General features: G+C 66.8%; 20 protein-coding genes. 9 read left to right on the forward strand and 11 right to left on the reverse strand.

The window, feature by feature from the left end:
• Positions 1–10: 10 nt before the first annotated feature.
• Positions 11–532, reverse strand: coding sequence for a GNAT family N-acetyltransferase (locus tag NWF24_RS13680; protein WP_258354613.1), 522 nt, complete (start codon positions 530–532; stop codon positions 11–13).
• Positions 533–569: 37 nt separating this feature from the next.
• Complete coding sequence (locus NWF24_RS13685) at positions 570–1,760, reverse strand: MFS transporter (protein WP_258354614.1); 1,191 nt, start codon at positions 1,758–1,760, stop codon at positions 570–572.
• Between the two features lie 94 nt (positions 1,761–1,854).
• On the opposite strand from NWF24_RS13685, the gene NWF24_RS13690 reads away from it, so the two are divergent.
• Positions 1,855–2,817 (forward strand): LysR substrate-binding domain-containing protein, encoded by a 963-nt coding sequence (locus NWF24_RS13690; RefSeq protein ID WP_093056862.1) that lies wholly within the window; start codon positions 1,855–1,857, stop codon positions 2,815–2,817.
• On the opposite strand, the gene NWF24_RS13695 is transcribed toward NWF24_RS13690, so the two are convergent.
• From NWF24_RS13695 to NWF24_RS13705, 3 genes are read right to left on the reverse strand one after another with little or no spacing between them, the layout of a single operon-like run.
• Positions 2,766–3,536, reverse strand: a complete 771-nt coding sequence (locus NWF24_RS13695; RefSeq protein WP_258354615.1) for a fumarylacetoacetate hydrolase family protein — start codon at positions 3,534–3,536, stop codon at positions 2,766–2,768. The genes NWF24_RS13690 and NWF24_RS13695 overlap by 52 nt on opposite strands.
• Positions 3,537–3,591: 55 nt before the next feature.
• Positions 3,592–4,569, reverse strand: a complete 978-nt coding sequence (locus tag NWF24_RS13700) for a Bug family tripartite tricarboxylate transporter substrate binding protein (protein ID WP_093056860.1) — start codon at positions 4,567–4,569, stop codon at positions 3,592–3,594.
• A 60-nt stretch (positions 4,570–4,629) separates the two neighbouring features.
• Positions 4,630–5,871, reverse strand: a complete 1,242-nt coding sequence (locus NWF24_RS13705) for a pyridoxal-phosphate-dependent aminotransferase family protein (protein ID WP_258354616.1) — start codon at positions 5,869–5,871, stop codon at positions 4,630–4,632.
• A 121-nt stretch (positions 5,872–5,992) separates the two neighbouring features.
• Between NWF24_RS13705 and NWF24_RS13710 the strand changes: the two genes are divergently transcribed.
• The 5 genes from NWF24_RS13710 (at position 5,993) to NWF24_RS13730 (ending at position 13,929) form a co-directional block, all read left to right on the forward strand.
• Positions 5,993–6,685 (forward strand): GntR family transcriptional regulator, encoded by a 693-nt coding sequence (locus NWF24_RS13710; RefSeq protein ID WP_258354617.1) that lies wholly within the window; start codon positions 5,993–5,995, stop codon positions 6,683–6,685.
• 34 nt (positions 6,686–6,719) lie between these two features.
• Positions 6,720–9,797, forward strand: a complete 3,078-nt coding sequence (locus NWF24_RS13715) for an FAD-binding and (Fe-S)-binding domain-containing protein (RefSeq protein WP_258354618.1) — start codon at positions 6,720–6,722, stop codon at positions 9,795–9,797.
• 59 nt (positions 9,798–9,856) lie between these two features.
• A complete protein-coding gene (locus tag NWF24_RS13720) occupies positions 9,857–11,086 on the forward strand; it encodes a YbfB/YjiJ family MFS transporter (RefSeq protein ID WP_258354619.1) in 1,230 nt (409 codons plus the stop codon).
• Positions 11,083–11,619: a methylated-DNA--[protein]-cysteine S-methyltransferase gene (locus NWF24_RS13725; protein WP_258354620.1), complete on the forward strand. Its 537-nt coding sequence runs from the start codon at positions 11,083–11,085 to the stop codon at positions 11,617–11,619. Before NWF24_RS13720 ends, NWF24_RS13725 begins: the two co-directional genes overlap by 4 nt.
• An 84-nt stretch (positions 11,620–11,703) precedes the next feature.
• Positions 11,704–13,929, forward strand: coding sequence for a DNA/RNA non-specific endonuclease (locus NWF24_RS13730; protein ID WP_258354621.1), 2,226 nt, complete (start codon positions 11,704–11,706; stop codon positions 13,927–13,929).
• Between the two features lie 19 nt (positions 13,930–13,948).
• Here the strand turns inward: NWF24_RS13730 and NWF24_RS13735 are convergent, their stop codons facing one another.
• Positions 13,949–15,184 (reverse strand): MFS transporter, encoded by a 1,236-nt coding sequence (locus NWF24_RS13735; protein ID WP_258354622.1) that lies wholly within the window; start codon positions 15,182–15,184, stop codon positions 13,949–13,951.
• 57 nt (positions 15,185–15,241) lie between these two features.
• Positions 15,242–16,180 (reverse strand): LysR family transcriptional regulator, encoded by a 939-nt coding sequence (locus NWF24_RS13740; protein ID WP_258354623.1) that lies wholly within the window; start codon positions 16,178–16,180, stop codon positions 15,242–15,244.
• Positions 16,181–16,292: 112 nt separating this feature from the next.
• Between NWF24_RS13740 and NWF24_RS13745 the strand changes: the two genes are divergently transcribed.
• On the forward strand, positions 16,293–17,150 hold the full coding sequence (locus NWF24_RS13745; RefSeq protein ID WP_258354624.1) for an NmrA family NAD(P)-binding protein: 858 nt from the start codon (positions 16,293–16,295) through the stop codon (positions 17,148–17,150).
• Between the two features lie 4 nt (positions 17,151–17,154).
• Here the strand turns inward: NWF24_RS13745 and NWF24_RS13750 are convergent, their stop codons facing one another.
• Complete coding sequence (locus tag NWF24_RS13750; protein ID WP_258355289.1) at positions 17,155–18,042, reverse strand: LysR substrate-binding domain-containing protein; 888 nt, start codon at positions 18,040–18,042, stop codon at positions 17,155–17,157.
• 78 nt (positions 18,043–18,120) lie between these two features.
• Between NWF24_RS13750 and NWF24_RS13755 the strand changes: the two genes are divergently transcribed.
• Together NWF24_RS13755 and NWF24_RS13760 are read left to right on the forward strand one after the other, a co-directional pair.
• Positions 18,121–19,287, forward strand: a complete 1,167-nt coding sequence (locus NWF24_RS13755; protein WP_258354625.1) for an MFS transporter — start codon at positions 18,121–18,123, stop codon at positions 19,285–19,287.
• 32 nt (positions 19,288–19,319) lie between these two features.
• Positions 19,320–19,943: a pyridoxamine 5'-phosphate oxidase family protein gene (locus NWF24_RS13760; RefSeq protein ID WP_258354626.1), complete on the forward strand. Its 624-nt coding sequence runs from the start codon at positions 19,320–19,322 to the stop codon at positions 19,941–19,943.
• A gap of 76 nt (positions 19,944–20,019) precedes the next feature.
• Here NWF24_RS13760 and NWF24_RS13765 read toward each other — a convergent pair whose 3' ends face one another.
• The 3 genes from NWF24_RS13765 to NWF24_RS13775 all read right to left on the reverse strand — a co-directional run bounded on the left by NWF24_RS13765 (position 20,020) and on the right by NWF24_RS13775 (position 23,574).
• Positions 20,020–20,181, reverse strand: coding sequence for an HHHH-motif protein (locus tag NWF24_RS13765; protein WP_165403270.1), 162 nt, complete (start codon positions 20,179–20,181; stop codon positions 20,020–20,022).
• A gap of 159 nt (positions 20,182–20,340) precedes the next feature.
• Entirely contained in the window at positions 20,341–21,636 is a 1,296-nt protein-coding gene (locus NWF24_RS13770) for an MFS transporter (RefSeq protein ID WP_258354627.1), read from the reverse strand.
• A gap of 75 nt (positions 21,637–21,711) precedes the next feature.
• The gene (locus NWF24_RS13775) at positions 21,712–23,574 is read right to left on the reverse strand and encodes a M48 family metallopeptidase (protein ID WP_258354628.1); all 1,863 of its coding nucleotides are present in this window, start codon (positions 23,572–23,574) and stop codon (positions 21,712–21,714) included.
• Positions 23,575–23,656 lie beyond the last annotated feature (82 nt).

Here is a 23,656-nt window from a genome sequence, read left to right on the forward strand (position 1 = left end):
TGGCGGCTGCTCATGGCCGGCCCAGCACGTGGTTCTCGTGGCGGCCTTCGCCCAGTGCGAACCAGGTCGTGCCCTTTCTGGCGAACCCGTGCTTCTCGTAGAAGCGGCACGCCCTTTGGTTCTGGACGTTGACCGTCAGCCACAGAGCATCGTTGCCCGTCCGATCGTGGACTGTGGCGCTGGCCCTGTCGAGCAGCGCGGAGCCCACGCCTGAGCGGGTGAACGCCTCTTGCACGTAGAGCGTGCAGAGCTCGGTGCTGGCGGAGGGAACAAGGGCCTGCCGCGCGCCGAAGCGCAGGCGCGCATAGCCGACGAGATGTGTGTCGGCCTCGGCGACGATCAAGGCGGTGTCTGCGTCGTTCGTCCACGCGATGAACGCGGCCGGCGTGAACTGGTCAAGCACATAGCGCGCGAGCAGGTCGTTCACGCCATCGGTCGCGTAGGTGGTGAGCCAGACCTGGATCGACAACGCTGCCAGCGCAGGAGCGTCGGCGGCGATGGCGGGGCGGGTGATGAGGGGAGCGTTGCGCATGCGGGATTCTGCAATCCCTTCACCGCCCCGGAGAGGATCAGACCCGCGCCGAAGCGCAATCCCCCAGCTCGTTGCGTGGTTCGCGCCGGTCGAGCGATCGGCTCCACAGCGCGATGGCCAGGCCCACCAGCGTGAGCAGCGCCGCCACCCAGCCCAGCGCGCGCAGCCCCGGGCCGTGGTCGATCACCACGCCGCCAACCCAGGCGCCGAGCGCGTTGCCAAGGTTGAAGGCTGCGATGTTCAGGCTCGACGCGAGGTTCTGACCCGCGCCCGAGGCCTTCTCCAGCACCCGCAGCTGCATCGGCGCTACGGTGGCGAACGAGGCCACGCCGAGCAGGCCGACGAACACCACCGCGGTGAACGGCGTGCCGATGGTGAACTGCATCGCGCCGAGTACCACCGCCAGCGTCACCAGCGTGCCAAGCACGGCTGCCATCGGCGCACGGTCGGCCAGCTTGCCGCCGAGGATGTTGCCGACCGCAAGGCCGCCGCCGAACACCAGCAGGATCGGCGACACAGCCGACTCCGAAAGCCCGGTGACCTGCGTGAGCAGCGGCTGGATATACGTGAACACCACGAACACGCCGGCAAAGCCGAGCACCGTCATCGCCAGGCCAAGCAGCACCTGCGGGCGCGCCAGCACGGCGAGCTCTTCGCGCAGCGGCGCAGGCTTTGCCTCGCCCTTGACGCGCGGCACGAACACCGCGAGCACCGTGAAGGCCAGCACGCCGATCAGCGTGACGGCCCAGAAGGCCGAGCGCCAGCCGAACTGCAGGCCCAGCCACGCGCCGGCCGGCACGCCGAGCAGCGTGGCGGCGGTCAGGCCGGTGAACATGATCGCGATGGCCGAGGCGCGGCGTTCGGGTGCCACCAGGCCGGTGGCCACCACCGAGCCGACGCCGAAGAAAGTGCCGTGCGCCAGCGAGGTGATGACGCGCGCGGCCATCAGCATTTCGTAGTTGGGCGCTACGGCGCAGGCGAGATTGCCGAGCGTGAAGATCGCCATGAGCGCCAGCAGCACGGTCTTGCGCGGCAGCTTGCGGGTGGCGATGGTGAGCACCGGCGCGCCGACCGCGACCCCGAGCGCGTAGCCCGAGATCAGCAGGCCGGCGGCCGTGATGGAGACATGAAGATCCGTCGATACCTGCAACAGCAGGCCCATGATGACGAACTCGGTGGTGCCTATACCGAAGGCACCGGCGGTGAGGGCGAGTAGAGCGATTGGCATGATGCCCTGTACTGTGCGGACGAAAGCCTTCGATGACTAGAATGCCGCCGGTACACATACTTGTGAGTTGAACTCACAGATTGGAAGAAGAGCCATGCCGCGCATCGACGTCAACCGCTCCGGCGAGATGGAAGCCTTCGTGCAGGTGGTCGAGTCAGGCGGCTTCTCGGCGGCGGCGCGTCTGCTGGGCATGACGCCCTCGGCCGTGAGCAAGCTGGTGGCGCGGCTCGAATTGCGCCTGGGCATCCAACTGGTGCACCGCTCCACGCGCAAGCTGCAGCTCACGCCCGAAGGTACGGAGTTCTACGAACGCAGTCTGCGCGTGCTGGCCGACATGGACGAGGCCGAGCGCTGCGCCGCGGCCGGCGCGGCGCCACGTGGGCGGGTGAGCATCAACGCCAGCGTCTCGTTCGGCCACCACAAGCTGGTGCCTCTGGTGCCGCGCCTGCTCGAACTGCATCCGCAGATCACGCTCGACATTGCGCTGACCGACCGCATCGTCGACCTGATGGACGAACGCGCCGACATCGCGATTCGCTGGGGCCAGCTGCCGTCGTCCGACCTCGTGGCGCGGCGGCTTGGCGAAACCAGCCAGGCTATCGTCGCCGCGCCGGACTACCTTGCGAAATACGGCACGCCGCGCACTCCGCAGGAACTGGAGGCACACAACCGTCTTGGCTGGAGTTACCGGCGCAATTCGCCCGACTGGCCGCTGCGCGTCGATGGCCGCATGGTGTGGCTGCCCGTGGCCGGTCCGGTGCGCGCGGGCGATGGTGAAACGCTGCGCCAGCTGGCTATTGCGGGGGCGGGTGTGGCGCGGCTGTCGCTGTATCACATACAGCACGACATCGACGCTGGCCGGCTGGTACCTCTGCTCGATGAATTCAATGCCGGCGAGATCGAGCCGATTCACGCGGTGTACATCGGCAAGGCCGGCACGCTGCCCGCGCGGGTGCGGGCGGTGCTCGACTTTCTGGTGGCTTGCTCCGGCGTGGGCGGTGGGCGCTACACGCTCAAGCGGACGGCACCGATGCCGGGGAATTCCGCCGTCACCTGATCGCCGCGGCGGCAGGGCAGGATGCCGACCCACGAACCGGTGGTGACCACCGTGCCGGCGGGCACGGTCTGTCCGTGGCGCGTGAGGTGGCGCAGCCAGATCGGCAGCAGCCAGGTGGGGTCGGCCAGCGGATGCGTGCCTTCGCGCACCACCGTCTCGGCGTCGCCGATCTTCGCTTCGCAGCGCTGCGAGGCCCAGTCGACGGCGGCGTAGGGCTTCCACTCGCCGAGCACCAGCGCGCCGTGCACTTGCGAATCGGCGAGGCGGAGCAGGGCGGGTGTCGAGGCGAGGTCTTGCCAGCGCGTGTCGACGATCTCGACGGAGACGGTCATGGCATCGACGAGTGATACGGCGCTTGCGTGATCGAGTTTCGCAGCCTGCGCGGGTGTTACGTCCTGGCCGAGACGCAAGGCGATTTCGGCCTCGATGCCGGGCGTGTTGAACACGAGGTCGCTGAAGTTCGCGGGGCTCTGGCGCACGCCGGAAGGCGGCAGCGGCGCATGCGTGAGCGTCGCGCTGCGGGAGCCGCCACCGGATTTCCAGGTGCCCGGTACTGGGCGACCGTCGAACCAGCCGAGTGCGGCCGCGACGGCGTCCTGCACTTCATAGGCTTGCGTGTCGGTTTCGAGCGTGCCCAGCCAGGGCGTGGCGTCGAGGGTGCGATTGCCGCGGCGTGCGGCAACGAGTGCGTCGGTGAGGGCGGTCTGGGATGGGGTCATTTGCTGGATCTTCTCAGTTTCTGCCGGGGGCATTCGCGTCCCCAACAACGCATGTTCAGCTCTCAACGTGAACGTTGCCGTCCTTAACAACCTTCGCCCACTTCGCAATCTCCGTACTGATGAACTGCCTGAACTTGTCCTGCGAACCACCGCCGTCTTCTGCGCCATAGGTGTCCATTCGCTCCTGCACATCAGGCATCGCCAGCACCGTGTTCACGTCGCGATTCACCTTCTGAGCAATGGAAGCGGGCAGCTTGCCTGGCCCGGCGAGTCCGTACCACGTGGTTGCCTCGAAGCCGGCAAAGCCCTGCTCCTGCATCGTCGGCACGTTCGGATGGCCTTTGGCTCGCTTGGTGCGCGTCTGCGCCACGGCGATGACGCGGCCGTTCTTCACGTGCGGCGTGGCGGCCGTCATGGTCTCGAAGCTGTACTGGATCTGCCCGCCCATCAGGTCGGCCAGCAGCGGGCCGCTGCCCTTGTAAGGCACGTGCAGCGCATCGACACCACCCTGCAGCTTGAACATCTCCAGCGCCAGGTGCTGCGCCGAGCCCGCGCCGGCCGAGCCGAAGCTGATGGTGCCGGGAGCGGCCTTGCAGGCGGACACGATGTCTTTCACCGTCAGCGCCTTCTGTCCCGGGTTGGCGATCAACAGGTTGGGCGTGACGCCCACCAGCACGATCGGCACGAAGTCGCGCTCCACGTTGTAGCGCAGCTTGGGCTGCAGGCTGGGTGCGAGCGCGTGGCTGTTGATGTGGGCCATCAGCAGCGTGCTGCCGTCGCTCGGCTGCTGCGCCACGTAGTCGGCCGCGAGCACACCGGCCACGCCGCCCTTGTTCTCGACGATGACCTGCTGGCCCCACATGATGGTGAGCTTCTGCGCGACCACGCGGGCCAGCGCATCGGTGCCGCCGCCCGGCGGAAAGCCGACCACGATGCGCACCGGCCCCGAGGGCCACTCCTGCGCGAAGAGCCGGGGCACGCCCAGTGTGGCGGCCGCGGCGCCCGCGGCCTGGATCAACGAACGTCTCTGCATCTTCTTGGTCTCCGTCGTGGGTGGGAATGGTCCGATGCGCGCCGGGGCGGCCCCGCGTGCCTATGCGGCTTTTTGCAGCGCGGCCGGTGCCGTGTGGTTCGCGAAATGGTCCATCGCCGCGTGCACGCCACTGCCGGCCAGCTTGATGCCCGAGAGCTTCATGCCCATCTCGACGCCAGCGACCATCGCTACCAGCGTCAGGTCGTTGCTGTCGCCCAGATGGCCCATACGGAACATGCGGCCCTTGAGCTTGCCCAGGCCGGTGCCCAGCGAAAGATCGAAGCGCTGGTGGATCAGGCGGCGCAGCGCGTCGGCATCGATGCCTTCGGGCGTGATCACGCCGGTGAGTACGGGCGAGTACACAGCCGGGTCGGCGCACTGGATCGGCAGGCCCCACGCATTGACGGCCGCGCGCACGCCGGCGGCCCAACGCTGGTGGCGCGCGAACACGTTGTCGAGCCCTTCGCCGAGGATCATGTCCAGCGATTCAGAAAGGCCGTAGAGCAGGTTGGTGTTGGGCGTGTAGGGCCAGTAGCCGTCCTTGTTCATCTCGACGATCTCGTCCCAGGCCCAGAAGGCGCGCGGCAGCTTCGCGCTCTTTGCGGCCTCGAGCGCTCGCGGCGAAAGCGCGTTGAAGCTGATGCCCGGCGGCAGCATCAGGCCCTTCTGCGAGCCACTGATGGTCACGTCCACGCCCCATTCGTCATGACGGAAATCGGCGCTGGCCAGGCCCGAGATGCTGTCGACCATCAGCAGGGCGGGGTGGCCTGCAGCGTCGATGGCCTTGCGCACCGAGGCGATGTCGGAGGTGACGCCGGTGGAGGTTTCGTTGTGCACCACGCACACGGCCTTGATCTTCTTTTCGGTGTCCTTGCGCAGGCGCGCCTCGATGAGCTCGGCCTGCACACCGCGGCGCCAGCTGGGCGCGTTGGGCAACTGCGCGTCGGTGCCCGACCATGCGAGGAACTCGGTCGAGAGGCCGAGGCGCGTGGCCATCTTCTGCCACAGCGAGGCGAAGTGGCCGGTCTCGTACATCAACACGTGGTCGCCGGGGCTCAGTGTGTTGGCGAGCGCGGCCTCCCAGGCGCCGGTGCCCGAGGCGGGATAGATCGCGACCGGGTGCTTCGTCTTGAAGATCTGCTTGATGCCGCCGAGCACCTTCAGGCCCAGCGTGCCGAACTCGGGCCCGCGGTGGTCGATGGTGGGCAGGCTCATGGCCCGCAGGATGCGGTCGGGCACCGGGCTGGGGCCGGGAATCTGGAGGAAGTGGCGGCCGGTGGGATGGATGTCGAGTTGCAGCATGGACTGTCCTTTCGCATTCAGTTTTGCATTCAAAATGCTTTTTTGTTTGATGGTTTACCCTAATTCACTTGGGTTGTTAGCCTTCTTTTTTGCATTCAAAATGCAATCAAGAGGCAAAGCCATGACAGCTGACATCATCGAAATTTCCAGACTCGCCCTGCACGACCAGGTGGCCGCGCGCCTGCGCACCATGCTGGTCGAAGGGCTCATCGCGCCCGGCGCCAAGCTCAACGAGCGCGAGCTGTGCCTGCAACTGCGCGTGTCGCGCACGCCGCTGCGCGAAGCCATCAAGCTGCTCGCGGCCGAAGGGCTGGTCGACCTGTTGCCCAACCGCGGCGCGGTGGCGGTGAAGCTCACCGAGGCCGACGTGCTCGACACCTTCGAGGTGCTGGCGATGCTCGAAGGCATGTCGGGCGAGCTGGCCGCCAAGCGCATCACCGACGAAGAGCTGGCCGAAGTGCGCGCGCTGCACTACGAAATGCTGGCCTGCTTCTCGCGGCGCGATCTTTCGGGCTACTACCGCCTGAATGCGCGCATCCACACCGCCATCAACGAGGCGGCGGCGAACCCGGTGCTGTCGAACACCTATCGCTCCATCAACGCCCGCGTGCAGTCGCTGCGCTTTCGCACCAACCAGAACGAGACGAAGTGGAAGCACGCCGTCGAAGAGCACGAACAGATGATCGATGCGCTGGTCAAACGCGACGCTGCGGCCATGCGCAAGGTGCTCGTGGCGCACGTGCTGCGCAAGCGCGACACCGTGCTGGAGCTGCTGCGCGCCGGCGAAATCTATCCCTCGGCCAAGTCGAGCTGAGCTTCCCGACCTGCCAAAAGAAAAACACCCCACCATGCGCATCGATCCCGCCAGCCACATGCAGCCAGCCGGAACCGTTCTTCCGCCCAACGACACCTGCGAGCTGCTCGCGCGCCGCCTTCGCTCCGACACACAGGGCGAGGTGCTGTTCGACGACGGTTCGCGCGGGCGCTACGCCACCGATGCGTCGATCTACCAGATCACGCCCGTCGGCGCCTTCGTGCCGACGAACGAGAGCGACATCGCAACCGCCATCGACATCGCCCGCGACCTGAAGGTGCCGGTGCTCGCGCGCGGAGGCGGCACCAGCCAGTGCGGGCAGACCACCGGCGCGGCGCTGGTGATCGACAACAGCAAGCACTTTCGCCGCGTGCTCGACGTGAACGTGGAAGAGGGCACGGCCACGGTCGAGCCCGGCCTCGTGCTCGACCATCTGAACGCGCAACTCAAGCCGCACGGCCTCTGGTATCCGGTGGACGTGTCGACCAGCGCGCAGGCCACGCTGGGCGGCATGGCGGGCAACAACTCCTGCGGCTCACGCTCCATCGCCTACGGCAACATGGTGCACAACGTGCTGGGTGCGAGTGCATGGTTGTCGAGTGGCGAGCTGGTGGAGTTCGGAACGGTCGGCACGATGGGTGTGCGCGCGGCCGGCATCGCGCAGTTCTTGCGTGGGCTGGCGCGCCAGCACCGCGAGCAGATCGCCGAGCACTGGCCCAAGGTAATGCGCCGCGTGGCGGGCTACAACCTCGACATCTTCGACAACCAGAGCGAGCGCCCGTACACGGCGGACGGCAGCGTGAACCTCGCGCACCTGCTGATCGGCTCTGAAGGCACGCTGGCCTACACGAAGAGCCTGAAGCTCAAGCTCGCGCCGCTGCCGCGCGCCAAGGTGCTGGGCATCGTCAACTTCCCGACCTTCCATGCTGCGATGGATGCGGCGCAGCACATCGTGAAGCTGGGGCCGACGGCGGTGGAGCTGGTCGACCGCACGATGATCGAGCTGAGCCTTGCCAACCCGGCCTTCAAGCCGACGGTCGAGACTGCGTTGATCGGCAAGCCGGCAGCCATCCTGCTGGTGGAGTTTTCCGGTTCCGACAAGGCCGCGCTGTTGCCGCAGCTCAAGCAGCTCGTCGAACTGATGGGTGACCTGGGCCTGCCCGGCAGCGTGGTCGAGATGCCCGACGACGCGCGGCAGAAGAATCTGTGGGAAGTGCGCAAGGCCGGCCTCAACATCATGATGAGCCTGAAGGGCGACGGTAAACCCGTGAGCTTCATCGAAGACTGTGCCGTGCCGCTCGAACATCTGGCCGAATACACCGACGCGCTGACCGAAGTGTTCGCCCGGCATGGCAGCCGCGGCACCTGGTACGCCCACGCATCGGTCGGCACGCTGCACGTGCGGCCGATTCTCGACATGCGCGCGGATGGCGCCGCCAAGATGCGCTCCATTGCCGAAGAGGCGAGCGCGCTGGTGCGCAAGTACAAGGGCGCTTTCAGCGGCGAGCACGGCGACGGCCTGTGCCGCGGCGAGTGGATCGAATGGCAGTTCGGCCCGGCCATCAACGAGGCATTCCGCTCCATCAAGCGCAAGCTCGACCCGATCGGCCTGTTCAACCCCGGCAAGATCATCGACCCGCCGCGCATGGACGATGGCGCGCTGTTCCGCTTCGCGCCGCCGACCGCGCCCAAGCCCTACCGCCGCATCGAGCTCAAGCCCGTGCTCGACTGGTCGGGTTGGAACGTCAACGCCGACCCGGTCACCGAAGTGACGACCGCACCCGGCACCGGCGGCGACAGCACCGGCGGCCTCGCCAAGGCCGTGGAGATGTGCAACAACAACGGCCACTGCAGAAAATTCGATGCCGGCACCATGTGCCCCAGCTACCGCGTGACTCGTGACGAGCAGCACCTGACACGCGGCCGCGCCAATACGCTGCGCCTGGCGCTGTCGGGCCAGTTGGGTCCCGACGCCTTCACCAGTGAGGCCATGCACGACACCATGGACTTGTGCGTCGGCTGCAAGGGCTGCAAGCGCGATTGCCCCACCGGTGTGGACATGGCGAAGATGAAGATCGAGTTTCTCGACCACTACAAGAAGCGCCACGGCCACACGCTGAAAGACAGGCTCGTGGCGAACCTGCCCGACTACGCGCACAAGGCCAGTCGCATGCCGTGGCTGCTGAACCTGCGCAACAGCGTGCCCGGCGCAGCATGGCTCGGTGAGAAGCTGCTGGGCTTTTCGGCCAAGCGCTCGCTGCCCGAATGGCGCAGCGACACCTTCTGGCGCGGCAAGGCCAACGAGCCCGGCCTGTTCGTCGAGCGCGACGTGGTGCTGTCGATTGCGCGGCGCGGTGGCAAGGCGGCGGTGCTGTTCGTCGACACCTTCAACGGCACCTTCGAGAGCGAGAACGCCTTTGCGGCAGCGCGCGTGCTGCAGGCTGCGGGCTATGTGCTGCATACGGTCGAGAAGCGCGGCGGGCACCACTGCTGCGGACGCACCTTCCTGGCGAGCGGCATGGTCGACGAGGCCAAGAAGAAGGCCGAGGCGCTGATCGACGCGCTGGTACCGCTGGCGCGGGCCGGCGTACCCATCGTCGGGCTGGAGCCATCGTGCCTGCTCACGCTGCGCGACGAAACGCTGGTGATGGGTTTCGGCGAAAAGGCCGAGATGGTGGCGAAGCACGCGTTGCTGTTCGAGGAGTTCATTGCGCGCGAAATCAAGCTGGGCCGCTTCGAGCTGGCGCTGAAGCCGGCCGAGGCACCGATCCTGCTGCACGGACACTGCCACCAGAAAGCCTTCGGCGCGGTGAGCCCGGTGATGGAAGTGCTGAAGCTCATTCCGGGCGCGCAGCCCGAACTCATCGAAAGCTCGTGCTGCGGCATGGCCGGCAGCTTCGGCTACGAGGCCAGCCATTTCGAGGTGTCGATGAAGATGGCCGAAGCCAGCCTGCTGCCGGCCATCCGCGCGAAGCCCGGCGCCATCGTGGTGGCCGACGGCACCAGCTGCCGCCACCAGATCGAGGACGGCGCGCAGCGCGAAGCGGTGCATGTGGCGGTGCTGCTGGAGCGGCATCTGCTGCACGCCGACCCGATGCCTGACGCGGGTTGACCGGGCGGGCGCGGGCAGGGCGGCGGCGCCTGCCGCAAAATGGCCAGCCGCCCGCACCCATGTCGACAACGCTCACTTCTTCTGCCGCCCCTGCGCAGCCCACGCTGCGCCTTGCATTCGCGCTGTCGATGGGCGCGGCGGTTTCGCTCGGCATCACCCGCTTTGCATATGCGCTGCTGCTGCCGCCCATGCGTGCTGACCTGGGCTGGAGCTATGCGCTGGCCGGCGGCATGAACACGGCCAACGCAGTCGGCTACCTGGTCGGTGCGCTGATCACGCCGATGCTGATGCGGCGCTTCGGCACGACGCGGCTGCTGGTGGTCGGCGCGGTGCTGGCCAGTGTGTTCATGGCGGGCAGCGGCTTTGTGACCGATGCGCCGGCCTTGCTGCTGCAGCGCCTGCTGGCCGGGGTGGCCAGCGCATGGGTGTTCGTGGCGGGCGGGTTGCTCGCAGCGCGACTCGGCGAGGCGGGGTCTTCGCGCGGCGGACTGCTGCTCGGCATCTACTACGGCGGCACCGGCTTCGGCATCCTGCTGTCCGCGCTGCTCGTGCCGCGGGTGTTGCGTGCAGCATCGGGCGTGCCGCACGGATGGGCCTGGGCGTGGTGGGCGCTGGCGTTGGCGAGTGCAGCGGCCACCTGCCTGCTGGCGTGGGCTGGCCGCGCGATGCCTGACAGGCCGGCGCCAACGGCAGCTGCCGCTTCGACGGACCCTGCGCCGCCGGTCGCACTGCATCGCTTCGGCTGGGCCCTCGCGGGCTATGCCTTGTTCGGCATGGGCTACATCGGCTACATGACTTTCGTGATCGCGCTGCTGCGCGAGCAGGGCGCGAGCGCTTCTTTCGTCACGCTGTTCTATTCCTTGCTGGGCATTGCCTGCGTGGCGTCGTCGCGGCTGTGGGCCGGGCTGCTCGACCGCTACCGCGGCGGGCAGCCGCAGGCGCTGCTGAACGGACTGCTCGGCGTGGCCACGCTGCTGCCGGTGCTGAGCGCGTCGGCGCCGGTGGCGCTGGTTTCAGGCGTGCTGTTCGGCGGGGTGTTCCTGTCGGTGGTGGCTTCGACCACTGCGCTGGTGCGCCACAACCTGCCGCCTTCGCGCTGGGCCCAGGGCATCAGCATGTTCACCATCATTTTTGCGCTGGGGCAGATCGTCGGGCCGACTGTCACCGGCTGGATTTCCGACGGCCCCGGTGGGCTTGCGCGCGGGCTGGTGGCTTCGGCGATGGCCCTCTGGCTCGGCGCTGTGCTGGCGTCGCGCCAGCATTCGCTGGCACAGGAGACTTCGTCATGACGGGCTTTGCCTTGTTCGAAACTTCCATTGGCATGTGCGCCCTGGCATGGGGACCGCGCGGATTGGTCGGCGTGCAGCTGCCTGCCGACAATGGCGAGGCGGCCACTCGGGCGCGCATGAAGCAACGCTTTCCAGACCTGAGCGAAAGCCCGCCGAGCGAGGCGGCGCAACGCGCCATCACCGCCATTCAGGGCCTGCTGCAGGGCGTGCACGACGACCTGAGCCGCATCGAACTCGACATGCGCGACGTGTCGGAGTTCCACCAGCGCATCTACGCGATCGCCCGGCGCATTCCGCCCGGACAGACGCGCACCTACGGCGAGATCGCCGAAGAGCTGGGCGACAAGGGCCTGTCGCGCGCCGTGGGCCAGGCCATGGGCCACAACCCGTTCGCGCCGGTGGTGCCGTGCCACCGCGTGCTGGCGGCGGGCAACAAGCCGGGCGGGTTCTCGGCCGGCGGCGGCGCGCTGACCAAGCTGCGCATGCTCGACATCGAGGACGCACGGCCCAACGGAATGGCGTCGCTTTTCTAGTACGTACGGCATCCCTCGAATGGGGGATGTAGAAGCGCCAGCAAACACGCACAGTTGCAACCCTCACGGGACGAGGGGGCGCACGTGCAACTTTGGCTTGAGCAAATCGAGAAGGCGCGGGAGCGAAGCGAAGGCATCGACCTGCGATCTCTTGCCGACTATGCGAGAGACAAGACCCCGCGCGAACTGAGCACGCCGAAGCAGCTCGATGACCGCAGGAGCTTCTTGCGTGAAAGCCTGGGCGACGAAGAGAAGTCTGCCGTCGCGTATGAGCGCATCATCTCCGGCAGCGAGATACAGGACGTCAACTACCTGGCACGCGGCGCGCGAGCCGCAAAGGCGGTCAGCCGCATCCTGATCAGGGACACGGCAGGGCGGCTCGTGGCCTATGGCACCGGATTCCTGATAGCGCCGAACGTGCTCATCACGAACAACCACGTTCTGCCATCCATCGAGTTCTGTCGCCGCTCGGAAGCCCAGTTCGAATTCGAACTCGACATCGACGGCGCCGTACTCAACCCCACCACCTACAGCCTTCAGGCGCAGGAACTCTTCTTCACTTCGAAGGACCTCGACTTCACCATCGTGGCTGTCACCTCCAGTTCGACAGTGGGAGATGGCCAGCTCGAACACTATGGGTTCCTGCCGCTCGTAGGCGCCACCGGCAAGGCATCGGACGGTGAGTGGCTCACCATCATCCAGCACCCCAACGGCGACCGCAAACAGGTGTGCGTGCGCGAGAACAAGCTTCTCAAACGCACGGACGACGTGCTCTGGTACTCGACCGACACGTTGGGGGGATCTTCAGGCTCCCCGGTCTTCAGCAACGACTGGTACGTTGTCGCACTTCACCACAGCGGCGTACCGGAAGAAAGAGACGGCCGTACGCAAACCATCTCAGGCCGCGACTACGACCCCGCAAAAGACGGCGAGCAGGACATCAAGTGGATTGCCAACGAGGGCATCCGCATTTCCCGCATCGTCGAGACGCTTCATGCAGCCCTTCCCGCGCATTCATTGCTCCAGCCAGTCTTCGGTGCCACGCCGGAGAACTCGCGGCTGATGCTTCCTTCCGTTGACCTGCTGCAGTCAACGGCGACCCATGCTGCCGGGAGCTTGCCGCTTCCCGGTCCGCTCATTCAACAAACCTCAACCCGGAAGACGACCATGAACGACATGCAATCTGGTGGAAGAAGGACCCTCACGGTGACGCTCGGCATCGAATCGGATGGAAGCGTCTCCGTCCTCCGATCCGGTCCCGCCGCCCGCGAGTCGCAGAGCGTTTTCGAAGAAGCCGCACGTGCCAAGGCGAAGAAACCAGCCCCCGCCATCGACGTGCCCTTCAATGCGAAGTACGACGATCGCAAAGGCTTCGAAGCCGGGTTCCTCGCGCCGGGCAAGCCCGAGATGTCGGTGCATCTGCCGCTGCTTGGCAAGGCTCTTGCGAAGGAGACGGTAGAACTGGTCGACGGCCCCCCGGGCGAGAACGTGCTGAACTATCACGGCTACAGCCTCGTGATGCACAAGGCGAGGCGGCTGGCTCTCTACTCGGCAGCCAACGTCGACTTCAGCGGCCGGTTCGAGCTGGCCCGGCCGGCGGACGTGTGGAGGCAGGACCCACGGATTCCCGCAAGCGCACAGCTGACCAACTTCTACTACGAGAACAACCAGTTCGACCGGGGCCATCTGACGCGCCGCGAGGACATGGAATACGGAGCCACCCGGCTGGCCGCGCTCACCACTGCGGCAGATACCTGCCATTGGAGCAACTGCACGCCCCAGCATTCCAAGTTCAATCAGAACAAGGAGCTCTGGCAGGGCATCGAACGCCACATCTTCGAGGACGCGATCAAGCTCGACAAGTTCAGGGCGCAGGTCATCACGGGTCCCATCCTCGAAGAAAGCGACCCGGTCTGGGACAAGTACCCGAAGATCCAGTATCCGGTTCGCTTCTGGAAAGTCGTCGCGGCGATCACTGCAAGCGGCAAGCTGTTTGCCACGGCCTACATCCTCGATCAGTCCGGCGTGATCGAAGAATTTGGCATCGAGGCTGCACGCGAGATTCCTTTCGATGCCTACAAGACCTTCCAGGTCCAGATCAATGAAGTCGAGCGGCTCACCGGACTCAGCTTCACGGGCGGTCCGGTCAAGAGGGTGTTCTCGCTTTCCACTGTCGATCCGCTCGCCAAGAAGCCTGTAAGGAAGCCCACCAGAGTTCGTGCGCAGGAGTCCGCTCTGGTTGACGTACCGGATGGCTGGCTGCCGCTCGACTCTCTGGAGTCGATGGTGCTTCCCGACCTTCAGGAGTAGGCGGCGCTTCAGCGGCGGCTCAGGTGGCCGGCACAGGCAACCGGTGCAGCTCTGCGATGCGCGAGCCGAAGATGATCGCGGCCTGCAGAACGAACCCGGCCAGCGCCAGCAGCAGGCACGCCGGCTCGCCCCAGGCCGCACCAACCAGGCCGCCGAGCGCCGCGCCGATGGGCCGCGCTCCCGCATTGATCGTGAGGAACACGGCCGACACCCGGCCCAGCATGGTCGAAGCCGTCACGCTCTGGCGTAGCGTGGTCGAGGTGATGACCCAGACCATCGGCCCTGCGCCGAACAGAAAGAACGAGAGCGCGGCCAACGCGGCGGTCGGCACCAGGAGCGTGGCTGCCATCGTCGCCGCTGCAACAACCGCGACCGCGGGACCGACCTGGATCGCACGGCCGAAGGGCAGGCGCGCCACAACGCGCGGCGTGAGCAGCGCACCAACGACCATGCCCGCGCCGTACATCGCCAGCGTGAAGCCGACCGCCTGCGCGCCGAGGCCCAGAACGCGCACCGCATAAGGCACATACCCGGCCTGCAGCACGAACCACGAGATGTTGAACACTGCGCCGGTCATCAGCATCGGCTGAAGCATGTCGTGTTGCCAGACGAAGCGCGCGCCGTCGCGCACTTCGAGCAGCGGATGCCTCCCGGAGGCGGGTGCGCGCGGCGCCTCGGTCAATCGCAGCAGCAGGCCCACGGCCGCCACCGACAGCACCGCTGCCAGCACGAACGCAGCAGGAGCGCCGGCCCACGCCACCAGTGCGCCCGCGAGCGCGGGACCGGCGGTGAACGCAGCGCTGCGCGCCAGTTCGAGCCGCCCGTTGGCCATTGCCAGCGCTTCGCGCGGCACGAGCGCCGGCACCAGCGCGGGTGCTGCAACGCTGAAGCCAACGGTGCCGACAGCACCCAGGAAACCGAGCACAGCCAGCCAGCCGATGCTGAGCTTCGACGCGAACAGCATCGCCAGCAGCACCAGCAGCGAGACTGCTCGCAGCCCCTCGGCCCACACCATCAGCCGTTGCCGCGACATGCGATCCGCGAGCAGGCCCATGGGCATCGAGAGCAGCAGGAAGGGCAGCGTCTGCACTGCCGCGAGAAAACCGATTTCGCCCGGCCCTGCGCCGAGTGCCAGCACGGCGACCAGCGGCACGGCCGCAAGGCTCAGTTGTTCGGCGGACTGCGCGGCGAGGTTGGACCACGCGAGGTTCAGGAAGGAACGGGGGAGCGGTGTTGTGAGTGTTGTATGGGTCATGCCCTCATCGTGCGATCGGAGGACCCATGTCGCTGGCCGTTTCCGGACGCGCGAGCATCAGCGCCGAGGCTTCAGCTTCGATGCAGGCGAAGGCGCGGGCGAGACGACCTCCATCACGAAATCGATGAACGCGCGCACCTTCGCAGCCGGCAGGTGGCGCGACGGATAGAGCGCATAGAGCGGAAGCCGCTCATCGGGCCAATCAGGAAACAGATCGACAAGCTCGCCGCCGTCGAGTTGCTGTTGAATGCCCACGGCCTTGATCTGCGCCACGCAGATACCGGCGAGGACCGTCTCCAGCACGGTGCCCGGGTCGGTAAGCAGCAGGCGTCCGGTGGCTGGCACCTTCACGAGCTTGCGTCCGCGCTGGAGCTCCCACGAATAGGGCTGCCCCGTGGCCGGGTTGCGCACCTGCAGACAGGCATGGCCGACGAGATCTGCCGGCTTGGCAGGGTGGCCGTGCCGCGCCAGGTAGGCCGGCGTGGCCACTGTGACTACGCGCGAGTCCATCAGCTTGCGGGCCACCAGCGACGACGACGGCGGCTCGCCGAAGCGCACGGCGATGTCGAAGCCCTCGGCCACCAGGTCGCCGAGCTGGTCGCGCGCGATCAGCTCCAGCGTGAGCTCGGGGTACAGCGCAAGAAAGCGCGGCAGGTGCCGTGCCAGCAGCAGGCGCGAGGTGAAGGCATCGGTGTTGACGCGCAGGCGCCCGCGCACCGCGCCGGATGCGCCTGAAGCGATGGTCACTGCGTCCTCGATGCCGAGCACCAGCGGATTGATGTTGGCGTAGAGCAGCCGGCCCTCGTCGGTGAGGTTCAGCGAGCGGGTCGTGCGGTCGAACAGCCGCACGCCGATGCGCCCCTCGAGCCGGGCGATGGCGCGGCTCACACCGGAGGGCGTGAGGCCGAGTGCGTTGGCGGCGCTGGCGAAGCTGCCGCCTTCGACCACGGCGGCCAGCACGCTGACGTTGGAGAGAAGGCGTCCGTCGAGAGTCATCTTTTTATTCGTGATCAGTTGTCATGAATGATATGCCTTGAGGTCGCTTTACTCAAAGATGAAGCGTTTCTACGATTCGCTCCATCGCAATCAAGTGAAGAAAGAAAGTCTCATGTACGCAATCACCGGAATCACGGGCCAGGTCGGCGGCGCTGTCGCGCGCGCCTTGCTGGCCCAGGGCAAACCCGTTCGCGCGGTCGTTCGTGACGAAGCGAAGGGCCGTGCCTGGGCCGAGCTCGGCTGCGAGGTCGCCATCGCCGCAATGGATGATGCCGCGGCGCTGTCGCGCGCCTTCGCGGGCACGGCCGGCGTCTTCGTGCTGCCGCCGCCGAACTTCGATCCCGAGCCAGGGTTTCCCGAGGCCAGGGCCGAGAACGCTGCGGTGCGCCAGGCGCTCGACACCGCCCGGCCGCCGCGCGTGGTGTGCCTGTCGACCGTCGGCGCACAGGCCGAGCAGCCCAACCTGCTGAGCCAGCGCACGCTGATGGAAGAAGCGCTGCGCACGCTGCCGTTCTCGGTCACCTTCCTGCGGCCCGCATGGTTCCTGGAAAACCTGCGCTGGGACATTGCTCAGGCCCGCGAGCAGGGTGTGCTGTCGAGCTACCTGCAGCCGCTGGAGCGGGCCGTGCCGATGGTGGCCACGGCCGATGTGGGCAGCGTTGCCGCCGAACTGCTGCTGCAGGACGGCGACGTGCCGCGCATCGTCGAACTCGAAGGCCCCGAGCGGCTGACGCAGCACGCGATTGCCGCGGCGCTCTCGCAGGTGCTGGGCCGCCCGGTGCACGCGGAGGCGGTGCCGCGCGAGACCTGGGGCGCCATCTTTCGCGCGCAGGGCATGCGCGACCCGGTGCCGCGCATCCAGATGCTCGACGGGTTCAACGAGGGATGGATCCGATTCGAGGGAAGCGATGCGAGCGTGCGCAAGGGCAAGGTGGGCGTCGCGGAGGTGATCCGCTCGCTGGTCGGCTGATTGGCTAGGCGCCCTCGGCCTGCATTTCCTCGAACCACTCGGCCACGTACGCCGCCTCCGGTGCGGCGTCGGGTGCCAGGCCATAGTAGTAGCGCTCCAGCGTCATGCGCAGCGCGGGCAGCGGCGATTGCAGGCGGCCCGAGGCCAGGTCGTGCGACACCAGCGAGGTCGGCGCCAGCGCAACGCCCAGTCCATCGACCGCGGCCTGCAGCACGAAGTGCAGGTGGTCGAACTGCAGCCGGCCAGCCGGCCGGGTGCGCGGCGCGCCGACCTGCTTCTTCCATGCGTCCCAGTCGTCCTTGCGCGTCTTGGCCGACAGCAGCACGTGCGAGGCGAGTGCGCGCAGATCGGGCAACGGATGCGCCTCGAACAACGCTGGCGCGCCGACCACCAGTACCTCATCTTCGAGAAAGGGCTGCACTTCGATTGAAGGGGGCCAGCCGTCGAGCCCGCGGCGCACCGCGATGTCGAAACTGTCGATGGCCTGCTCGGGCATGACGGTGCTGGTGACGACCTGCGGCTCGATGTCGGGGTAGCGCTCGACAAAAGACGGCAGGCGCGGAATGAGCCAGCGCACCGCGAAAGAAGGGCGCACGTTGATCCGCACCGCGCGGGCCGGCCCCTGCAACTGCAGAGAACGCGCCGCCGCGCCGATCTGCGCAAGCGCCGGCTCGACCTCCGCGAAAAACTGCTGTCCCTCGGCGGTCAGCGCGACCTGGCGGATACGTCGCTCGAACAGCGCGACGCCAAGGAACTCTTCCAGGCTCTTGATCTGCCGGCTCACCGCGCTGTGCGTGACATGCAGTTCGAGCGCCGCGCGCGTGAAGCTGAGGTGGCGTGCAGCGGCGGCAAAGGCGCGCACGGCATTGAGGGGAGGCTCTCTAGGCGGCATGCGTGCGATTTTCTCACGCATGGCGGGCGTTAATGTCGTTTGTCGGCGCGGCATGCGGCGGCGCACCATCAGGGCTCGATGTCACGCACCCAACCCGCTCTCAACCCCAACCCCACCGACCTGAATTCCCGCCATGCGGCGATGGCGCTCGGTCTTTCGCTGCCGGCCGACGTCGTGCTCTACCTGCTGCTGCCGATGTACGCCAGCCAGTTCGGCGTGACGCTGGCCGAGGCTGGCATGCTGCTCGCGGCCAACCGGCTGGTGCGCATCGCTGGCTACGGATTCGTTGCGCGCTTCTATGCCCGCAACGGCGACCGGCTGACCTGCACCATCGCCGTCCTGGCAGCGGCAGTGTGCGGGCTGGGCTATGCCACGCTCTCGGGCTTCTGGGCGCTGCTGCCGCTGCGGCTGATGTGGGGCCTGTGCTTTGCGGCGCTGAATTTGTCGACCCAGGCGCTGGCCACGGCCGACCCGTTGGGCGCGGCTCGGCGCAACGGGCGTTCGCGGGCGTTCATCGCGGTGGGGCCTGTGCTGGCGCTGCCGCTGGGGGCGCTGCTGGCGCACTGGACCGGGCCGCGCACGATCTTCGGCATCCTTGCGGTGTTCTCGCTGCTTGCGTGGTTCGTTACGCGGCGGCTGCCGGCGGCGCCGCACCCCGTGGTCAAGCCGAAGCGGCGCTTTCAGCGGCCCAACAGCCTGGACAGCTGGTCGTTCATGGAAGGGTTGACGCTCGACGGGCTCTTCATCATCGGCCTCTCGTACCTCGGCAAGGACCTGCTGCCGGGCGGCGCGGTGATCGTGGCCGGCGTGTTGATGGCGCTGCGCTACTTGGCGGAGATACTCCTGAGCCCGGTCGGCGGCCACATGGCCGAGCGCTTCGGCGCCGAGCGTTTGCTGGTGAGCCTGTCGCTCGTCACGGCCATCGCGCTTGTCGGCTTCGGGCTTGGCTGGCTATGGAGCTGCGCGGCGCTGATCGTGGTGCTGCGTGCCCTGCAATTGCCCCTGCTGCCGCCCATCGTGGCCCGGCGCACGCCCGGTCCGGAGCGTGTGCAGGCGCTGGCCGCGCGTTCGGTGTGGCGCGACATCGGCGCAGGCACGGGCCCCCTGATCGCAGGCCTGCTGTTGCCGGTTGCGTCACCGCCTTGGATCTACGGCGTGGCTGCTGCGCTTCTTGCGCTGTCGGCGCTGGCCTGTGGCTGGAGCGCGTCGTCGCCCGAAGCCGATGCTGCGCGCACGGCCGGCTGAACCGGCACACTCTTCACCCAGGAATCATCGCCATGACCACGACACCGCACGCCATCGACACCGTGACGAAGCTCGAAGCACTGTTCGGCCAGGCCGGCGAGGCCTCGCTCAAGAAAGAGGTTGCGTACCTGCACCCGGCCTACCAGGCGCTGATTGCCGCGTCACCCTTTGCCGTGCTTGCCACCACCGGCCCCGGCGGCCTCGACGCCTCGCCGCGTGGCGACCCGCCGGGCTTTGTCGCGGTGCAGGATGAGAAGACGCTGCTCATGCCCGAGCGCCGCGGCAACAACCGCATCGACAGCCTGCGCAACATCGTGGCCGACCCGCGCGTGGCGCTGCTGTTCCTCATTCCCGGGGTCGGCGAGACGCTGCGGGTGAACGGCAGGGCGCACATCACGGTCGAGCCGGCGCTGCTCGAACGCCTGGCAATGGACGGCAAGCCGCCGCAATGCGTGATCCGGATCACCGTCGACACGGTGTTCTTCCAGTGCGCCCGGGCGATTCAGCGGTCGAAGCTGTGGGCGCCGGTGCCGGCGGATGCGAAGCGCGAAGTGCCGACGCCGGGGGCGATTCTTTCGGCGCTGACCGCGTCGGAGTTCGATGGGGAAACGTATGACCGGGAGCTGCCGGCGAGGCAGCGGGCGACGCTGTATTGACTTGAAAACCTGTTTCGGTCGCCCATGAAAAAAGCCCGCATCAGCGGGCTTTCTCAAGCGGTTTGCACCGAGGGAATCAACGCACCCAGTGGCAAACACGGTGGTGATGACGCGCGTCCCACTTGCACACCTTGTGCTTCTTGGGGTGGTATGGCGCGGCCGAGGCGATGCTCGGTGCCAGCATGGCAAGGCCGGCGAACGCGAGGATGCTGGAGAGGATGAGCTGCTTGGTCTTCATGGGGTTCTTTCTAAGCAAAGACATCGATCAAAGGGATGCGTCGTTCAACGGGCGCCCTTGCAGAACGCCCTGGAGTCACATTTAGATGACATTTGGTAGCGGTTGTGGCGTGAAAAATTGCACGGGGTACAGGGCCAGGGGCGTTAGGGCTAACCCGCATCAGGTCCGCCCAGGCGCAGCCTGCTCGGTGCGCGAGTCGTGCCCGATGATCAGCACCAGTCCGAACGCCACCGCCGACAGCAGCGCCAGGAAGATCACGGCGTAGATGTCATTGCCCATCCGGTCCTTCAGCGCGCCGAAGATCGTCGGGCCGATGTAGCCGCCCAGGTTGCCGATGGAGTTGATCCACGCAATGCCTGCCGCGGCCGCGGTGCCGCTCAGGATGGCGGTGGGCAGCGTCCAGAAGGTGGGCAGTGCGCTGAAGATGCCGAAGGCGGCCAGCGTCACGGCGGCCATCTTCGGAATGGGCGCGCTGGTTTGCGCGGCCAGCACCAGGCCGACGAAGATGCAGGCCAGCGGAATCAGCAGGAACCACTTGCGCTCCTTGCGCGCATCGGAGGCCCGCGTCCAGAACAGCATCGCGATGGCGCCCACCAGGTACGGGAAGGCGTTGATGAAGCCGATCTCCACGTTGCTCAGCCCGCCGAAGCCCTTGATGATCTGCGGCAGGAAGAAGCTCAGGCCATACAGCGGCACGGTGATGCCCATGTAGACAAAGCCCAGCCCGATCACGCGCGGGTTCAGCAGCGACTGCTTCCACGAGATCTTGTTGATCGACTCGCGGTTGCGGCGCTCCGAGTCGAGCGTCTGCTCCAGCCAGCTGCGCTCTTCGGTAGTGAGCCACTTGGCGTCCTTCGGGCCGTCGGGCAGGTACATCAGCACGAAGAAGGTCAGGATGAGCGATGGAATCGCCTCGAGGATGAACAGCCACTGCCAGCCGTGCATGCCGCCGACGCCGTCCATGTTGAGGATGTAGCCAGAGATCGGCGAGCCGATCACGGTCGAGATCGGAATGGCGAACATGAACCAGCCCACGATGCGCGCGCGGTACGCAGCCGGAAACCACAGCGTGATGTAGAAGATCACGCCCGGGAAGAACCCGGCCTCGGCAATGCCCAACAGGAATCGCACTATGTTGAAGCTGGTCGAGCCGCCCACCCAGGCCTGGGCTGCCGAGAGGATGCCCCAGCTGAACATGATGCGGGCGATCCAGCGGCGCGCGCCGAAGCGCTCCAGCGCCATGTTGCTCGGCACTTCGAACAGGAAGTAGGCAAGAAAGAAGATGCCGGCCGCGCTGCCGAACACGGCGGCGGTGAAGCCCAGGTCCTTGGACATGGCCGCGCCGGCAAAGCCGAGGTTCACGCGGTCGAGGTAGGCGATGAAGTAGCTGATCATCAGCAGCGGCAGGAGCCGCCAGCTGATCTTGGAGATGGTTCTTTGTTCGACGGGGTTCACGGTTGGTTGTCTCCGGTGTTGGATGGTTTTATGGAGCTTGTCGGGAAGGGGAAGGGCGGGCGTTGCCGCCGGGTGTCATGACTGCTGTTGTTGCCGTTGCTGTTGCGCCCTCATGATCTGGTGCCGTTGCCAGTGGCGTCCGGCGATGGCCTTGAAAGTCTCTTTCTGCTTGCGGAAGCCCGCGAGCTTTATCTTGGTTGTGCGCGCGCCCAGCAAGCCCTTGTCGTGATGGGTGACGACGAGGATGTCGCCGAAGGCGTTGTCCTGGTAGGTCAGGCCCTTGACTTCGTCCCACGAAATCGTCGAGCCGCCATCGGCAGTACGGTGCAGGCCGGTGTAAGTCACGTCGATGCGGTCGCCGTTCTTCAGCGTGAAGCTGACAGGCGGAAAGTGGCGCAGCACCACGGCGCGCTCTTCCTCGTTGGCAGGCTCGTAGCGATAGGCCAGGCTCAGCTCGTGGTTCTGCACGAAGCGCTGCTCGTAGTCGCTCCACAGGCGCTGCTCGATGGCTGCAGCGGTTTCGATCTCGTCGGCCCACGAGGCCTCTGGCGCGGTCGCGACGATGGCGCCGTAGGCGCTCTCGGGCACGTGATGGTTGACGTTGCGCATGCGCTCCAGCAGCGGCGGATGGCTGTCGTAGGGGTGCGGCACGTCGGCCGTCTTCATCGCCTCGATGAACGCGTCGGAGCTTGCATAGGGTGGCAGGCCGTCCGCGACGAAACGGGCGATGCCCAGCGCGCCGTCATGCTCGCGGTTCTGCGCGAACAGCTTGCGCTCGACGTCGTTGCGGTAGCTCGCGTAGGCCGAGATCTTGATAAGCGACTGCACGATGGCATGCGGCGCCGTGAGGCCGGCGGCCACGCGGTCGGCCTTGTATTCGCGCTCGCGGCTGTCGCGCGCCAGGGCGAACGAGAAGATCATGCGGTACAGCCGCAGCAGGTAGTGCGCCACGATGGTGAGGCCGCCGCTGCGCATCTTCCAGGTGTATTGGTCGAACTGCAGCAGCTTGGGGCCGAGCGCCGCGCTGCTGCGGGTGTCGCCGCCGCCCAGGTGGGCCAGTTCGTGCGCGAGCACGGCATCAGCTTCGGTCTGGTCGAGCACGCGCAGCAGCGGAAGGCTGACGAACAGCGTGCGGCCTTGAAAGGTGCGGCCCTTGACCTCGCACGGCGCCTCGGTCACGAAGAAGTTGGTGTCGATGCCGGCCACAATCTGGTCGGGCGGAGTGGTCTTCACGCGGCCAGCCAACTGCTGGATGCGCTCCCAAAGGCGCGGTGCGTCGGCCTGTGAGATCAGCTCGCCCTCGATCTCGTTGCCCCAGGGCAGCTTCTTGAACAGCGTGTAGATCGCATAGAACACCGCCGCGCCGGCCGCGATGCCCGCCAGCGCGATCAGCTTGACGTAGTAGCTCTGCCAGAAGTACGCGGTGAGCCAGAACGACAGCCACACCAGCATCGCGCTTTGCAGCACGACCTCGACCGCGCTCGACACCGTCATGAGCCGCCAGCCGGCGACGAAGCTGGCGTAGCGCAGGCCTCTATTGGCAAAGGCCAGCGCGCCCAGCACCAGTGCCGCCGCGAGCAGCGCGGCGCCGAGCACGATGGTCCAGATGGCGGCGCGGTCGGCCCAGTGGAACTGCCACTGCATCGAATAGGGGCTGCACACCTTGTCGTGGAAATTCTTGTCTTCCGGCGCTGTGGCGTCGCAGGCCTTGGAGAGTGGATGGCTGCGGTAGAACTCGGTGGCCTCGGTCTTGTCCGCGGCCGACAGGCGGGCGTCGCCGGCGATGCGCTTTTCTATGGCCTGCAGGAATTCCGCATCCTGCGAACGCAATGCGTATTCAGTGAAGACCAGCGTTGCCGCCGGAATGGCGAACAGCGACACGAGCGTGAGAAGAAACACGCGCAAGAGGTCGGCATGGATCGTGCGTGCGAGGGCCATGGGGTGCTGCTCCTGGATAGCGATTGCTGTGAGTTGTTGTAGACGGTCCGGGAAGGCGATAGGGTAGCGGGCGCGGCGCGTG

Source organism: Variovorax paradoxus (assembly GCF_024734665.1).
GTDB lineage: Bacteria > Pseudomonadota > Gammaproteobacteria > Burkholderiales > Burkholderiaceae_C > Variovorax.

Coding starts and splice junctions, on each gene's coding strand:
- NWF24_RS13700 (WP_093056860.1), bottom strand. CDS start 4,569: ATGCAGAGACGTTCGTTGATCCAGGCCGCGGGCGCCGCGGCCGCCACA.
- NWF24_RS13750 (WP_258355289.1), bottom strand. CDS start 18,042: ATGCCGCCTAGAGAGCCTCCCCTCAATGCCGTGCGCGCCTTTGCCGCC.
- NWF24_RS13680 (WP_258354613.1), bottom strand. CDS start 532: ATGCGCAACGCTCCCCTCATCACCCGCCCCGCCATCGCCGCCGACGCT.
- NWF24_RS13710 (WP_258354617.1), top strand. CDS start 5,993: ATGACAGCTGACATCATCGAAATTTCCAGACTCGCCCTGCACGACCAG.
- NWF24_RS13735 (WP_258354622.1), bottom strand. CDS start 15,184: ATGACCCATACAACACTCACAACACCGCTCCCCCGTTCCTTCCTGAAC.
- NWF24_RS13685 (WP_258354614.1), bottom strand. CDS start 1,760: ATGCCAATCGCTCTACTCGCCCTCACCGCCGGTGCCTTCGGTATAGGC.
- NWF24_RS13720 (WP_258354619.1), top strand. CDS start 9,857: ATGTCGACAACGCTCACTTCTTCTGCCGCCCCTGCGCAGCCCACGCTG.
- NWF24_RS13745 (WP_258354624.1), top strand. CDS start 16,293: ATGTACGCAATCACCGGAATCACGGGCCAGGTCGGCGGCGCTGTCGCG.
- NWF24_RS13775 (WP_258354628.1), bottom strand. CDS start 23,574: ATGGCCCTCGCACGCACGATCCATGCCGACCTCTTGCGCGTGTTTCTT.
- NWF24_RS13690 (WP_093056862.1), top strand. CDS start 1,855: ATGCCGCGCATCGACGTCAACCGCTCCGGCGAGATGGAAGCCTTCGTG.
- NWF24_RS13765 (WP_165403270.1), bottom strand. CDS start 20,181: ATGAAGACCAAGCAGCTCATCCTCTCCAGCATCCTCGCGTTCGCCGGC.
- NWF24_RS13715 (WP_258354618.1), top strand. CDS start 6,720: ATGCGCATCGATCCCGCCAGCCACATGCAGCCAGCCGGAACCGTTCTT.
- NWF24_RS13695 (WP_258354615.1), bottom strand. CDS start 3,536: ATGACCCCATCCCAGACCGCCCTCACCGACGCACTCGTTGCCGCACGC.
- NWF24_RS13760 (WP_258354626.1), top strand. CDS start 19,320: ATGACCACGACACCGCACGCCATCGACACCGTGACGAAGCTCGAAGCA.
- NWF24_RS13755 (WP_258354625.1), top strand. CDS start 18,121: ATGTCACGCACCCAACCCGCTCTCAACCCCAACCCCACCGACCTGAAT.
- NWF24_RS13705 (WP_258354616.1), bottom strand. CDS start 5,871: ATGCTGCAACTCGACATCCATCCCACCGGCCGCCACTTCCTCCAGATT.
- NWF24_RS13740 (WP_258354623.1), bottom strand. CDS start 16,180: ATGACTCTCGACGGACGCCTTCTCTCCAACGTCAGCGTGCTGGCCGCC.
- NWF24_RS13725 (WP_258354620.1), top strand. CDS start 11,083: ATGACGGGCTTTGCCTTGTTCGAAACTTCCATTGGCATGTGCGCCCTG.